Annotated in this window: 12 protein-coding genes; 8 read left to right on the top strand and 4 right to left on the bottom strand. The window is 70.2% G+C overall.

The genetic code is table 11. The features are described 5' to 3' along the window. Positions 1-155: 155 nt before the first annotated feature. Genes ACXIZN_RS15055 through ACXIZN_RS15030 form a run of 6 tightly spaced genes read left to right on the top strand, consistent with a single transcriptional unit; the run spans position 156 to position 8,317 of the window. Positions 156-1,469 (top strand): hypothetical protein, encoded by a 1,314-nt coding sequence (locus ACXIZN_RS15055; RefSeq protein WP_457955105.1) that lies wholly within the window; start codon positions 156-158, stop codon positions 1,467-1,469. Next, positions 1,466-2,521, top strand: coding sequence for a hypothetical protein (locus ACXIZN_RS15050; protein ID WP_457955104.1), 1,056 nt, complete (start codon positions 1,466-1,468; stop codon positions 2,519-2,521). Before ACXIZN_RS15055 ends, ACXIZN_RS15050 begins: the two co-directional genes overlap by 4 nt. 1 nt (position 2,522) lies before the next feature. Then, on the top strand, positions 2,523-5,540 hold the full coding sequence (locus ACXIZN_RS15045) for a hypothetical protein (RefSeq protein WP_457955103.1): 3,018 nt from the start codon (positions 2,523-2,525) through the stop codon (positions 5,538-5,540). Positions 5,541-5,598: 58 nt separating this feature from the next. Further along, positions 5,599-6,126, top strand: a complete 528-nt coding sequence (locus ACXIZN_RS15040) for a hypothetical protein (protein WP_457955102.1) — start codon at positions 5,599-5,601, stop codon at positions 6,124-6,126. A 10-nt stretch (positions 6,127-6,136) separates the two neighbouring features. Beyond that, complete coding sequence (locus tag ACXIZN_RS15035) at positions 6,137-6,982, top strand: DUF3592 domain-containing protein (RefSeq protein WP_457955101.1); 846 nt, start codon at positions 6,137-6,139, stop codon at positions 6,980-6,982. A gap of 21 nt (positions 6,983-7,003) precedes the next feature. Further along, complete coding sequence (locus ACXIZN_RS15030; protein WP_126736974.1) at positions 7,004-8,317, top strand: MFS transporter; 1,314 nt, start codon at positions 7,004-7,006, stop codon at positions 8,315-8,317. Here ACXIZN_RS15030 and ACXIZN_RS15025 read toward each other — a convergent pair. Further along, positions 8,310-9,065, bottom strand: a complete 756-nt coding sequence (locus ACXIZN_RS15025) for a hydrolase (protein ID WP_457955100.1) — start codon at positions 9,063-9,065, stop codon at positions 8,310-8,312. The genes ACXIZN_RS15030 and ACXIZN_RS15025 overlap by 8 nt on opposite strands. Before the next feature lie 145 nt (positions 9,066-9,210). Beyond that, positions 9,211-9,807, bottom strand: a complete 597-nt coding sequence (locus tag ACXIZN_RS15020; protein WP_192744704.1) for a DUF6801 domain-containing protein — start codon at positions 9,805-9,807, stop codon at positions 9,211-9,213. 228 nt (positions 9,808-10,035) lie between these two features. On the opposite strand from ACXIZN_RS15020, the gene ACXIZN_RS15015 reads away from it, so the two are divergent. After that, on the top strand, positions 10,036-10,821 hold the full coding sequence (locus ACXIZN_RS15015) for an adenylate/guanylate cyclase domain-containing protein (RefSeq protein WP_126736972.1): 786 nt from the start codon (positions 10,036-10,038) through the stop codon (positions 10,819-10,821). 118 nt (positions 10,822-10,939) lie between these two features. Here the strand turns inward: ACXIZN_RS15015 and ACXIZN_RS15010 are convergent, their stop codons facing one another. Then, positions 10,940-12,328 carry a Gfo/Idh/MocA family protein gene (locus tag ACXIZN_RS15010; protein ID WP_457955099.1) on the bottom strand — a complete coding sequence of 463 codons (1,389 nt, stop codon included), beginning with the start codon at positions 12,326-12,328 and terminating at the stop codon, positions 10,940-10,942. A gap of 172 nt (positions 12,329-12,500) precedes the next feature. Next, a complete protein-coding gene (locus ACXIZN_RS15005) occupies positions 12,501-13,196 on the bottom strand; it encodes a nitroreductase family protein (RefSeq protein WP_126736970.1) in 696 nt (231 codons plus the stop codon). Positions 13,197-13,475: 279 nt separating this feature from the next. On the opposite strand from ACXIZN_RS15005, the gene ACXIZN_RS15000 reads away from it, so the two are divergent. Further along, positions 13,476-14,195 carry a S1 family peptidase gene (locus ACXIZN_RS15000; protein ID WP_126736969.1) on the top strand — a complete coding sequence of 240 codons (720 nt, stop codon included), beginning with the start codon at positions 13,476-13,478 and terminating at the stop codon, positions 14,193-14,195. Positions 14,196-14,242 lie beyond the last annotated feature (47 nt).

The following is a 14,242-nucleotide window of genomic DNA, read 5'->3' as shown; positions in this document are numbered from 1 at the left end:
CGTTGCTCCTCGGGTCGGCGGCGGAGCACCTCTGTGACGACGCTGAACCTAAGAGGACTTTCGCTTGAAGTCAACGAAAGTATGTGCAGAACGGACGAAAGTTAGGCCGAACGGTCGGCTCGGATAGAGTTGCGGCCGGAGCGTGGGGAGGGCGATTGACGACGGGATCGGGCGAGTCCCGGCTGCGGTCGGCCGTTCTCGCGCAGGCATGGGCGCGCATCCCCGGTGTGGAGGTCCTGTCGTCGGCCGACGGCGGCCCGCTGACCCGGACGATCAAGAAGATCATCGACCCGCTGGTTATCCGCACCGCGGCGCGGCCCCGGCTCGGCCGTCCGGTGCTGGACCCGGTCGCGGTGGCCGAGTTGACGGAAACGCTGCTGGCCGACGCGGACAGGCTGCGCGCGACGGCCGCGTGGTTCACCCACCTCAAACGGCAGCGCCGCGCTCTGCGTATCACGGCGGGCAACGTCCAGGACGTGTGTTTCCCGCTGGCTTACGAGCTGGCGACGGGTTTCGGCTCGCCGGGTCCGGACGCGGCGGAGACGGCCGCGGCGGCGTTGCGGGATCTGCACGGTGAGGGCGGCGCGGTGGGCGTCGATCAGCTCACCGCCTATCTCTCGGATCCTCGGCACTCGGCCGGGCTGACCGCCGAACTGCGGCGCCGCTGGCACGCCGAAACCGCCGTATCGCAGGACATCACCGCACTCCGGGCGTTCGTCGACGGGATTTCCGACCCCGCCTGGCGTGCTCTCGCCGATTCGGCCGCCGGGCACGCTCTCGGGCTGACGCTGCGGGAGCCGGGCGGAGCCCGTGCCCTGAGCGAAGTCGTCCAAGGGATTTCCGGGCTGCGCGCACCGGATCTCGGTCTGCAGCGCGGGGATCGCACCGCCGTCCCGCCACTGAACCGGAGTGGCGAAACCGGCACCGAACTCCTGGAGCGCAGCGTCGAGCGGCGGGTACGCGCGACTCTGCGCCGCCTTCCCCCGGACGAGCGGGTTTCCGTCGAAGACCTCGTCGACGACGAACTCACCAGGGTCGCCGCCGGATTCGGGCTCGGTTCACCCGCGCTGGCCGCGTGTTTCGCGCTCGGCGTCGTCCTCGCGCCCGCGCTGCGGCCGCTCGACGGCGCGGCTCCCGCCGGTGTTCCCGAATTCGCGCGGCAGCTCAACGCGCAAGTCGCCCGGGAGGGGTACGTCCTGCACGCTCGCCGAGCCCTGGCCGGTGCCACGCCGCTCACTCCGCGGCCCGACGCCGAACTCCTGCGCGATCTTCGCGAGTTCGCCAAGCACTTCCTAGGCAGGCTTTGGGTCCGGCTGCACGGCTTCGACGTCCGAGGCGACCTTCCAGCCGATGCCGCCGACGTACGCGACCTCGTCACCGGAGTGGTCCGTTCCACCTCGCTGGATCTGCGGACGAAGGTGCGGCGCGCGCTCATGGCCCGACTGCCGGATCTGGAGGCCGTGTCGTGACGCATCCGGTGCACACACCCGTCATCGCGGCCGACGGAGCGCTCATCCGCTTCGCCCTGGCCGATCTCCTCGCCGGCCGGACCGCCACGATGCACGTCGAACTCACCGACGCCGGGGCCGCCGAACCGTGGCTGACGCGGCTGGTCGGCGCGGAAGCCACTCTCCTCGCACTCGGCCAAGGTCAAGCGGAAGTCGCCGCACGGCCGGAACTCGGCAGGCTCGCCTTGCTGCTGTGGCTCCGTCGCTGGTGGCCCGCCGGCCCGTCGCTCGGGATCCCTTCGCTGGACCCGGCGTTGCTGGACCTTGAAACGGCGGTCGCGACGGCCGACGTCGAGGACCTGGCCGAAGGTCTTCTCGACGGGTTCGAGGCGTCCCCGGCCGAGCTGTTCGACGCGGCGACCGCGGACGGCGCCCTCCTGGCGGCGGCTCCGCCGGTCGCGGAGGAAGTCCGGGGACTGTGCGCCCGTCTCGCCGCCTGGTTCGACGATCAGGACGACGTCGTGCGAGCCGAAGCGGCGGCCGAAGTGTCGGCACGCCTGGAAACGGCGACACCCGGCCAACGCGCGTATGCGCTGGCCGCTGGGCTCGATCCGCTCGCACCCGGCGAAGGGGTGCTGGCGATCGGACGCGCGAGTGTCGACTGGGCGCGCGTGCCACCGGGGATCCTGGACGCCGGTGAGGACACGGTGACCTGGCGGATCGTCGCGGCCGCGGCCGCCACGAGACTCGAAGTCGTCGTCGCGGGCGCGTTCGCCGCCGCGGCCATCACGGCGTTCGCGAGTCACGCGGGCGAGCCGTTCGCGGAGGTGCCGCTGGAACTGGGCGCGGGGCGGTTCTCCGGCACGGCGGAGCTGGACGAAACCGCGACGAGGCTCGCCGCCGGTATCCATAGTGGACAGATCGTGGTCGCCGTCGGCGTCGCGGACGAGGGCGTCGCCGGGACCACGGCGGAAGACCGCGCGGAGGTGGTCGCGTTCGTCCGGGCTCGCCCGGCGGCGGCCAGGACACTCGCCGAACGGGCGGCGGCCGCTTCCGCCGACGAGGAGTTCTGACGTGCTCGTCGGCATGCCACCGCCCCGGAACCGGCCGGACCGGCCGCTTCCGCCCGAACTGGGTCCGGCGACCTCGCATGGCTACAACTGTCGTTGTGTCGCGCGGCATTTCGGGCTCGACCCGGCACCGTACGGCGAGCTGCCCGCCTGCTCGCTGTCCGAACGCCAGTACCGGAAGCTGCTCGTCGACGCGATCGAACTCCAGGACAAGGCCAAACGGCTCGCCGTCACCCGCGACGTCGCCGGCGCGCACCGGACGTACGGCAAGATGCGGGAGATCGCGCAGCGGCTCGACCGCACGGACCTGGACCTCGCCGCGGTCAGCGATCTGGCCACCGTCTGCTATTCCGCCGGTGACCTGCGCAACGCCCGCCAGTGCGCCGAAGCCGTACTCCAGGCGTTCAAGGTGAGCACCACCGCCATCGTCCACTATGGACAGTACGCCGAACTCCGGATGATCGAAGGCTCCCGGGAGGTCGCCGAGCGCGTGCTCATCTCCTTGTGTACGGAGGAAGGCGACGTCGCCAAGGCTCGTGAGCTGATCGCCGGGCAACGCCGCCGGGCGGCGCTGCGCAAGGACGAGGGGCCGGACCAGTACCCGCCCGAGCTGCTCGACGTGCACGGCGCGGACGAACTGGAGCTGCGGATCTTCGACGTGCGCGTCCAGATCGCCGCCGGGGACATGGCGGGCGCGCGGGCCGCGATCGAGGAGATCCTGACGGCGCTGGACGCCATCGCGGACATCGACGAGGTCCGCGGGCAGGTGGCGGCGCTGCAGGCGATGGCACGAGCCGAGCGGGCCCGCGTCCGGCAGGCGGGTGGCGAAGACGCCGACGCGCGCGCGGATCTGCTGCGGCTGAGCGCGCAGCACGAAGGCCGTCCCTTGGCCGCCAGGGCGAGCATCGAGCTCGCCGCCGACCGTGCCTTCGCCGGTGACTTCCCCGGAGCGGTCGCCACGATCGTCGCCGCCCGCGACCAACTCGTGGACGCGGGCCTGAACGGCGATGTCGCGGAGGCGAGCCACGCGCTGGGCGCCCTGCTGCTGATGGCGGGTGACGTCGCGCAGGCCAGGGAGCAGTTCGAGCACGCGGGAAAGATCTGGACGGCCAACGCCGACGTTCCGGGCCTGCGGCGTCTCGACGTGGCGCTGGCCCGGTGCGCGATGGCCGAAGGCGATTGGGCGACGGCGGGGGAGCGCGTGAACCGCGCCCGGGAGTCGGCGCGGACGTCGGGGGACTGGTCGGACCGCCTGCACACGGATTTCGTCGCTGCCACGATCGGCTTCGCGCACGGCGAAGACCTCCCGGCCGTGCTGGACCTGCTGCTCCCGCTGGCGCTCGCGGCGGCGGAGTACCGGTTCGAGTTCACCTCGCCGCGGGCACGCACGGCCTGGGCCCGCGACGTCGCCGGGCCCGCGACCGAACTGCTGATGGCGCTGCTGGCGCGGCTCCAGGAGACGAGGCTGGCGGCCGAGCTGATCGAACGCACCTGCGCCGTCGGGGCGTACACGGGCGTGGAGGGGCGTTCGCTCGACCTCACCGGCGGACTGCCCGCTCTCGAAGTGGGCCCGGTCGCCGAAGGGCTTCCGTTGGCGGCGCTGGGTTCCGTGACGTCGTCGCTTCCGCTGCGGCTCGCCCCGCCACCCGCGCTGCGCTGGTCACCCTCGTCGCACATGGAGCTGGACCCGTGGCTCCGGCTCGCCGCCGAGCGATATCGGTTGCCGCACGCGGTCACCGGAACCGTCGAGACCTGGCCGTCCGCGAAGCCCGGGCGCGAGACGTTCCTCCTGCGGTACGCCGACGCCGGCCACACCTTCCTCACCTGGCGGACCACCGAGGACCTCGACACCGTCCACACCCATCCGATCGAATTCGCGCTGGTCGCGACCGCTCGCCAGTGCCTGGACGCCGCGTCTCCCACACCGCGCGAAGGCGAGAGCGTGGCCGACGCCGTCCGGCGTTCGCTGAGCGAAGACGCCTTCGGCAGCTTCGCCGGTGAACAACGTCTTGCGCGCGCCCTCGCTCTCAACCTTCTGCCCGCGGACCTCGTCGAGAGGCTCCGGCGCGCCGAAACCCGCCCGCTCCTGCGGATCCAGCCGTCTCCGAGCCTGGCCGGTGTCCCGTGGGGACTACTGGCCCTGCCCGACCGGCGGGCAGGTCGCGTGCTGGAGATCGACGAGATCGGCCTCTGTTTCGACGGTGACGAGCGCGTTCTCGACGTCGCCGACGTCTCGCTGCTCGCCCCCGCCGCGATCCCGCGCCGTCCACTCGCCGCCGACGGCCCGCCGATCTACCTGCTCGACCCGCGGATCCCCGGCCAGAGCGCGTTCGGCGAGCTGGGTTCCGTGCTGGGCAAACAGGACGAGACGTCGCCGCTGATCCGTCATCTCGACGAGCGGCTCGCCGAAGGCCCGGTCCTGCCCGCCGCCGGACGAGGGCTCGATCTGGTCCGCCGCACCGACACCGACCGCCGTCTGCTCGCCGAACTCCTGGCAGGCCCCTGTTCCCGGCTGGTGTTCGTCGGGCACGTCAGCCGCGTCCGCGACGAGTACGGCGCGCAGACCGCGCTCCATCTGTCCTGTTCCGCCGATCTTCCCGGCACGGCCGCGCCGATCGGCGCGCACCGGCCGTTCACCGCCGCCGACCTCGCACTGTCCGAAATGGACACCATGCCCGCACGGGTGGCGCTGATCGGCTGCGCCAGCGCGAGCGATTTCGGCCTGGCCGAACCGTTCGGCGTGCTGCTCGCCGCCGTCGCCGCCGGAGCGGGACTGGTCGCCGCCACGGTCTGGGCGCTGCCGACTTCCGCCGCCGTGCCGGGTTCGGACCCGATGTCCGATCTCGTCATCGCCGTCGACACCGCGCTCGCCGGGGAAGACCCGGTCTCCGAACTGTGCGCCTGGCAGCGATCCCGGCTCGCCCGCTGGCGTGAGAAGCCGGAACCGGCTGCCTCGCCGGCCTTCTGGGCGGCGCTGACCTGCCTCGACGCGACCGACGACGGGAAAACCTGGGTTCGGTAGCGGACCGGTCCGCCGAAGCTGTGTCCAGCACGAACGACACGGCGAAAGGCGGCACCCGATGTTCAAGAAGATCCGCGACAAGATCAACGACGCGACGCAGCAGGGCATGGCACGGGGCGCGCAGGACTTCCAGCGTCACGCGGAGCAGTTCCGGCAGGCGGCCGCCGCGCAGGGCCACGACATCACCCCGCAGCTGCCGACGCCGCAGCTGGCCGCGCAGGCCTTCCGGAGCCTGAACGCCGACCCGGACATGGCGGCGTTCCTGGCCCTGCCGATGGACGAGCAACTGCGTCAGCAGCAGGAACTCCAGGCCTACGGCACCGAACTGCGGCGCCTGTACGACACCTGCGAGCCCGCCACCCTGGTGGTCCGCGAGCTGGAGCCGACCGGCCGGAAGATCGCCGGGCAGGCGCAGTACACCGCGATGCTCGAGGTCACCCGCGCCGACGGCACCACGTACCGGACCGTGACGCGGCTGATCGCGCCGCTGGCGACGATCCAGCAGTACGCGCCCGGCACCCGTCACGAAGCCCGCGTCGACCCCGCCGACCCGTCGAAGGTCGCCGTGTTCGGCCCGATCGGTTAGGCGGCAGACGATGTTCGGAACCTTCGAGTTCGGCCTGCCGGGAGACCCCCGGCAGAACCGCCGCCCCGGCCTGCGCCTGTGGCTGCTCGGCGTGCCGACGACGCTCGCCTGGGCGGCGGTCGGCTGGTCGGGCGCACTCGGGCTGCTGGACGGCTTCCGGTTGATGTCGCTGAACCGCGTCGACGCGTGGGGGCCCGACGCGGGCCCGGCGGTTTCGCTCGTCCTGTTCTTCAGCGTCTCGATCACGGTGGCCTCGTCACTCGGGTTCGCGATGCTGTGGGGCGGTGGGATGTCGTTGCGAGGCATGGGTGTCGGCTTCCGGGCGAGCAGTCTCGCCGCGTCACTCGGCATCGCGCTGGGCAGCGGCGCCGCGATCCCGTCCTGGACACCGCCCGAGGCGGTGGGGAAGCGGCTGCCGTCCGAACCGTGGACCGAAGTGGACTGGATCGTCTACTACGAGCCGTATCTCGTCCCGGCGGTGGCCGGGGTGACCGCGCTGGTCATGATCATGGTGCTGGGACGGGCGTTCGTCACCAAGGCGGAGGCGGACGACCGCGCGCAGGCACTCGCTCAGACCGGCAGGCAGGTGATCGGAGAGGTGCTCGGCGTCGAGTTCACGAACGTCTGGGTGATGGGGAATCCGCGGTTCACCGTGCGGGTCCGGTTCCCCACGGACGGCGGCGAGCGGACCGTCGTGACCAGGATGATCACCCCGCCGCTGCAGGCCCCCGCCCGCGGCTCGACGGTGAAGGTCACCTACGACCCGCGGAACCCCGACACGGTCCAGGTGGATCCGGATCCGGCCGATCGGGCCGCCGGCGGAAACTTCGGTGCGTTCCTGCCTCCGCTGTTCTGATCGCCCTCTACACTCCCGCGGATGGACGAACAGACGGCAGAGGTGTCCACCGCCCCGGCGGTGCGCAAGGCGATGATCCGGCTGGTCCCGTTACTCGGGCTGCTCTATCTGCTCAACTATCTGGACCGGGTCAACGTCGGGTTCGCGGCGCTCACCATGAACGCGGACCTCGGCATCAGCTCGGCCGCCTACGGGCTCGGCGCGGGCCTGTTCTTCGTCGGGTACTTCTTCTTCGAAGTGCCCAGCAACGTGATCCTGCACAAGGTCGGCGCCCGGATCTGGATCGCGCGGATCATGGTCACCTGGGGCATCGTCGCCTCGGCCACCGCGTTCATCCAGGGCGAGGTCAGCTTCTACATCGTCCGGGTGCTGCTCGGGATCGCCGAGGCCGGGTTCTTCCCCGGCATCATCCTGTACCTGACCTACTGGTTCCCGCGTAAGCAGCGAGCCAAGATCGTCGCGCTGTTCTTCCTCGCGGTGCCGCTCTCGTCGGTCATCGGCAGCCCGGTCTCCTCCCTGCTGATCAAGCACGGCGACGGTGTCCTCGGCTTCGACGCCGGCTGGCGCTTCATGTTCTTCGCCGAAGGTGTGCCGTCGATCCTGCTCGGGGTGGCGGTGTTCTTCCTGCTGCCGAGCAAGCCGAAGGACGCGAAGTGGCTGACCCCGGGGGAGCGCACGGCGTTGCAGTCGGCCATCGACGCGGAAGACGTCCGTGAGGTCGGCAAGGAGGTGAGCACCCGGTCGGCGCTGACCGACCCGCGCGTGCTCGCGCTGAGCGCCGTCTACTTCGGGATCATCTTCGGTCTCTACGTGCTCGCGTTCTTCCTCCCGCAGGTGATCAAGGGCTTCCAGGAACAGTTCCAGACCAACTACAGCATCGTGGAGATCGGGCTCATCACGGCGATCCCGTACGCCGTGGCGGCCGTCGCCATGGTGTTGTGGGCCCGCCATTCCGACCGCACCGGCGAACGGGCCGGGCATGTCGCCATCGCCGCGTTCGTCGGCGCGGTCGCCATCGCGGGCGCGCTGTATCTCGGCTCGCCGCTGTGGGTGATGATCGCGGTGACCCTCTGCGCGGTCGGCGTGTTCACCGCGATCCCGGTGTTCTGGCAGCTGCCCAACGCCTTCCTGACCGGGGTCGGCGCCGCCGCCGGGATCGGCCTGATCAACTCCTTCGGCAACCTGTCGGGCTTCGTCGGCCCCTACCTCACCGGCTGGTTGCAGGGGCTGACCGGGAGTTTCCGCGCCGGGATGTGGGCCGTGGCGTTCTTCATGGCGATGGCGGGTGTCATCGCGCTGACCTTCCGCGGGAAGGACAAACGCGCGATCAAGTGAGGTGGTCGAAGTCGCCGTTCACCCACCGGATATGGGTTTCGGCGCTTCGGCGGACCACCGCGCGGGCGTCCCGGTCGATGGTGTCACCGCCGAGGGTGTAGAGGCGGTCGTAGGCGAATTCATCGAGCCGGTCGACGATCCGCCGGACCACGGCCGCCGAAAGCGGGACGTGCTTGGGGAAGTTGCGCTGGAACGACACCCAGTCCGGCGCGAGCCCGCCCGAGATCGTGTCCCCGGCCAGGATGCTGCCGTCCGGCGTCCTGGCCACGGCGCTGCCGCGCATATGCCCGCCGAGCCGGATCAGTTCGAGGCCGGGCAAGGGTTCCACGTGCTCGTCCCAGAACTCGAACGCCGGGTCGGGGGCGGGCAGCCATTCGCGGTTGCGTTCGTTGACCAGTACCGGGACCCCGCCCAGCGCGCGGCTCCAGCCGAGCTGCGCGCCGAACATGTGCGGGTGGCTGGTGGCGATCACGGTGACGTCGCCGAGCCCGCGCACGACGTCGAGCACCTCGGTGTCCAACCAGGACGGCGGATCCCACAGCAGGGTGCCCGCCGGGGTCACCGCGATGAACGACCAGTGCCCGATCGCGAAGTTCGGCTCCCGTTTGATGCTGTGCAGGCCGCGGCCGTGATCGCGGTACACGGTCCGGTGCGGTACGGAGATCAGTTCCTCGTGCGTCCACCAGCGTCCGGTGTGCGCGCCGAGGTCGCCGGCTTCCTCGATGCCGACTTCGCCGCGGTCTAGCACGCATCGGGGTGGCTCGGGGGTGGCTGGATGTTCGATACCGCACCTGTCGCAAATCCACATGATCGACAGCTTGCGACCTCCAGTGCGCTGGAGGTCAAGACGCGTCTTTCCCCCGGCTCGCCGAGCCGGGGGAAAGACGCGGGGATCAGCTGATGGTCGTCTTGCCGAGGACGGCGTCCTGGTCGGGCGGGTCGAGCGCGAGCTGGACGTCGAACTCGCCGAGCGAGCTGTCGGTGACGATATGCGAGGTCGCCGCGGCGTCCACGCTGCTGGTCGCCTCACCGGCGGGGGTGCCCGCGGGGACGGTGAAGTCGACCTTGCCCTCCGCGGTGAACTTCAGCGGTCCTTCGGCGGGTACCTCGGTGTCCGGGATCGGCAGCTCGATGGGGATCGAGATCTTCTGCTCCCCGAGCGCGATGTTCACCTTCGAGCTGATCGTGCCGGAGAGCTTCTTGGCGCCGACGAGCCGGAGCCCGTCGCCCGCGGCCTGACCGGCGTCGACGTCGAGGGTGAACGGCACCGAAACCGGCTCCCCGGCTTTCGCGGCCGCCGGGATTTCCGCCTTCACGACCACCGCCACCTTCTGGTCGCCGATGATGGGGAAGCCGCCCTTGTACGTGAGATTCTTTTCGACGGCGGCAGCGGTTCCCGCCGCGGCGAGCATGACCGTCCCGGCGACCGCGGCCGCGATCCCGGCCGCGCAGAACCGCCGAACACCCTTCCGTACGAGGGTTTTCGTCATGTCTGGTCCTTTCGTCGTTGAATGGGCTCGAAGCCGAATGTAGGTGGAAAGTCACCAACGAGGAAAGGAAAAGATCTCTCGCCTTTTCTTTACGCTTCGATCTTGTCACGTGTAGGGGAAATGGCGAGTTCGTGAATTGTCATACGGAGAAGGAAAGGGGAAATACCGTCCGTGTTCTTGTCACCTCGGTGACAGGTGCGAAGGCCCGGGGGTGCGCGGGCTAGTGTCTTGATCGTGACCGAACGACCCGAGCCGTGGCACCGCCGCACCCGCAGGTTCCTGCGCGCGACGGATCAGCGCGGCGAACTGGTGCGCGGCGCGCGGTTCCTCCGCAGGCTGGTCCCGGGTGACCCGCTGGCGCCGTCGACGGGCCGCTCGTCCGACCGGCTCGCCCGGCTGCTCGCCGAGGCGGGCGCGGACCGGCCCAGTGCGACCCGCGAGCTGGGGCTGGCCGCCGTACAGGCCTGGCAGGCCGTCCGCCGGTCGGGTGCGCCGCCGGTGTCCGCGGACGGGATCACGGTGCTGTTCACCGATCTGGTCGGCTTCTCGACCTGGGCGTTGCAGGCGGGGGACGAGCGCGTGCTGGAGCTGCTGCGTTCGGTCGCCGAGGTGACCGAATCGGTCGTCACCGGGCATCGCGGCAGCATCGTAAAGGGACTCGGCGACGGCGTGATGGCCGTGTTCGCCGACCCGGGCGAGGCGGTGAACGCCGCCTACGAGACGTGCTCCGCCGTCAGTGTGATCAAGGCCGAGGGCTATCTCCCGCACCTGCGCGCGGGGCTCCACCGGGGGAATCCGCGGCGGGTCGGCGACGACTACCTCGGCGTCGACGTGAACATCGCCGCCCGCATCATGGCCGCCGCCGACGGCGACGAGGTGCTGGCCAGCGGAAGCGTCGTCGACGAGCTGGACCCCGGCGCGGTCATCGTGCGACCGCGCCGGAGTTTCCGCGCCAAGGGGACCCCGAAGGACCTCCGCGTCTACCGGGTCGTGCCTCGCTATTCGACGTCCTAGCCGGGCAGGTCAAAGGTGTCGCGAAAGCCACTTTCGGGACGTCTGACGTCCCGAAAGTGGCTTTCGCGTCCCGAATGTGGCTTTCGCGACATGAGCGTCCGCTCCCGGGCCGCGAGTCCTAGCCGGGCATCTCCGAAGGCTGTGAGTCCAGCCCCGCTCGCGGCTTCGTCCAGCCGCCGCGCGTGAAGTCCGGCACCGCGACCGGCTTCCCGCCGCGAGCGAGGGAGACCACGCTCAACGGCACGGGGGAGCACCAGGCCGCCGAGTCGTAGACGTCGATGTCCGGCACCAGTCCGGCGCGCATCTGCTGCACGATCCGCCACTGCAGCACGTAGTCCATGCCGCCGTGCCCGCCGAGATTCGGGTCGTCCTTGAGCTTCTTCCACAGCCAGTGGTCGTGACGCTCGCGATACGGGCCGAAGTCCTTCCACGCGTGGCCGCTGTGGTCGGGCTCGACGTAGATGCGGGCGGGGTAGTCCTCCACGATGCCGCGGCTGCCGGCGAGGCTGTTGATGCGGCTGTACGGACGCGGCGAGCTGACGTCGTGCTCGGCCCGGATGATCCGCCCCTGCTCGGTCTCGATCAGGCAGGTCACCAGGTCGCCGTTGATGTAGGTCTCCTTCCACGACGGATGACCCGGCGGCATATGGCGTTTCCGGTAGTCGGCGAGCCCCTTCGGCTCGGTCGCCGTGGCGCGCAGCGTGGCGAACCGGTCACCTCGGTTGACGTCCATGCAGGCCGCGATCGGCGCGAGACCGTGCATCGGGTAGAAACTCGCGGTGCTGCGGGTATGCCATTTCCGGCGCCACGCGTCGGTGTAGTACGTGTCGGAGAACAGCAGTTCGCGCAGGTCGTGCAGGTAGCCGCCGTGTCCGTTGGTGACCTCGCCGAAGACACCCGCGTGCGCCATCTTGAGGATCGCCAGCTCGTTGCGGCCGTAACTGCAGTTCTCGGCGAGGAACAGGTGTTTGCGGGTCTGCTCACTGGTGTTGACGAGATCCCACAGCTGGCCGAGCTCGGTGGCGATGGGCAGTTCGACGCCGACGTGCTTGCCCGCCAGGAGTGCGGCCTTGCCCTGCGGGTAGTGGAACTCCCACGGGGTGGCGATGTAGACGAGGTCGATGTCGTCGCGGGAGAGCATCTTCTGGTAGGCGTCGGCGGATCCGCCGTACTCGGCCGGGCGCGGGCGCCCGACGGCGGCGAGTTTGTCCGCGGCGGCCTTCGCGCGCTCGGCGCGGATGTCGCAGACCGCGGTGACCACAGCGCCCGGTACGGCGCTCCACCCGCCGATCATGGACATGCCGCGGTTGCCGAGACCGATGAGCGCGATCCGGACGGTCTGGTGCCGTTCGAACGGGACCCCGATCATGCTGCGCTGGCCGGGACGGCGGGGCGCGCTTTCCGCCTCTTCCGCGGCGGTCGCGCTCGTCGGGATCGCGGCGAGCGCCCCGGCGGCGAGCGCGCCACCGAACAGTGTCCGCCGGGAGACTGAGGGCAGGTCGGCCATGAAGAACACTCCTTCGTGTCGCCTTCGGTGCCCAGACCTTGTCCAATCGCCGCCGGATATGTCAAGAGATGCGCCAAAGTGTGCAGTAAACTGCACTAATGAGCAGTTTGACTGCGTGTTGCTGGGTGTTTCGCGCAGCCCGGGTGCGCGCACACCCGGGCCGCGCCGACGGTCACCGGCGGATCAGCACCTGGTCGATCGACTTGCGCACGAGGTTCGGCACCACGCAGTCGTCCGCCGGATAACCGACGGGGATGACGGCGAACGCCTTCTCGTTCTGCGGCCGCCCGAGCAGCTCGCCGAGGAACCGCATCGGCGACGGCGTATGCGTCAACGCGGCCAGCCCGGACAGGTGCAGCGCAGTGAGCAGCATGCCGACGGCGATGCCCACCGACTCGTCGACGTAGTAGTGCTTGTGCTTGGTGCCGTCCTCGTCCAGGAAGTAGCGCTGCTGGAAGACCACTATGAGGTACGGGGCGTCGGTGAGATGGGTCTTGACGGCGTCGGTGCCGAGCGGGCGCAAGGCGGACAACCACTCCTCGCCGAGCCTGCCCTCGTACGAAACGCGTTCTTCCTCCTCTGCGGCCTCCCGGATCCGCTGTTTGGTCTCGGCGTCGCTGATGAGCACGAACGTCCACGGCTGCTGATGCGCGCCGCTGGGCGCCGTCGCCGCCACCGCGATGGCGTCCACCACCACCTGCTCGGGCACGGGGTCCGTCGAGAACATCCGCACGGTGCGGCGGGTGTCCATGCGGCGGCGCAACTCGGCGGCGGTGGCCAGCGATTCTTCCGCGGACACACGCGCCGGGCGGTAGGGCACCGGCTCGAAGGGGTCGCCGTAGGTCGGGGTCCACTGTGCTGTGGTCATGCTGCGATTCTGGCGGCGGACCCGGATTTCGGAAAGCCCCGGAGCCGGGTTATGTCCCTGGGGTTATGCCGCCGTCTGTCTCAAGTGGACGGACACCGGTCGTCGTAACCGGCGGGCGTTTCCGGTACCCAGAGCGCCACTTAGTGGTCGTCGCGGCGTGGAGATAGGTATCCACTGCACGACTTTCGTCGGTGTCAGGTTCCTCTTGCGGCGCCCCAGAATCAGCACACCCGTCCCCATCGCGCGGCCGAACCCGGGCCGCAGAAATGAGTCGGAACCATGCGACTGCGCTCCTTCGCCCTGATCGCCGGCACCGCCTTCGCGGCGCTGCTCGGCGTCACCGCCCCCGTGGCGTCCGCCGCGGAACCGTCCTCCGACGTCCAGCCGATGATCATCGGCGGCCAGAACGCGACGAGCGGCCCGTGGGCGGCCAGGCTCTTCGCCAACGGCAGGCAGACCTGTACCTCGACGATCATCGCGCCGCAGTACATCTTGACCGCGAAGCACTGCGTCGCCAGCAGCGGTACGTTCACCTTCCGGATCGGCAGTCTCGACCAGCAGAGCGGCGGCACCATGGCCACCGGCTCCACCGTCACCCGGCACCCGAGCGCCGACCTCGCGATCGTGCGGCTCACCGCTCCGGTGAACGCCACGTACTCGCCGCTGGGCACCACCGCCAACGTCTCGGTCGGGCAGACCGTCCAGGTCTACGGCTGGGGCGCGACCAGCCAGTGCGGCTCGGAGATCAACTGCCAGTCCCGCTATCTGAAGGTCGCCAACGTGTCGGTCACGTCGGTCTCCTGCCGTGACTACAACGGCGGCATCGCGGTGTGCGCGCGCCGCGGCGACGGCATCACCGCCGGCGGGGACTCGGGCGGCCCGATGTTCGCCTCCGGCCGTCAGGTCGGCGTCGCGTCGACGAGCGACCGGCAGACGACGACCGCGTACACGAACATCACGCGGTACCGGCCCTGGATCCAGCAGATCGCCGGCGTCTGAGGCGTAAGGTGTCGCGAAAGCCACTTTCGGGACGTCTGGCGTCTGGG

The organism is Amycolatopsis sp. TRM77291 (genome assembly GCF_054166285.1).
The sequence above is the reverse complement of the archived record's forward strand: the minus strand, read 5'-3'. Positions and strand labels throughout refer to the sequence as shown.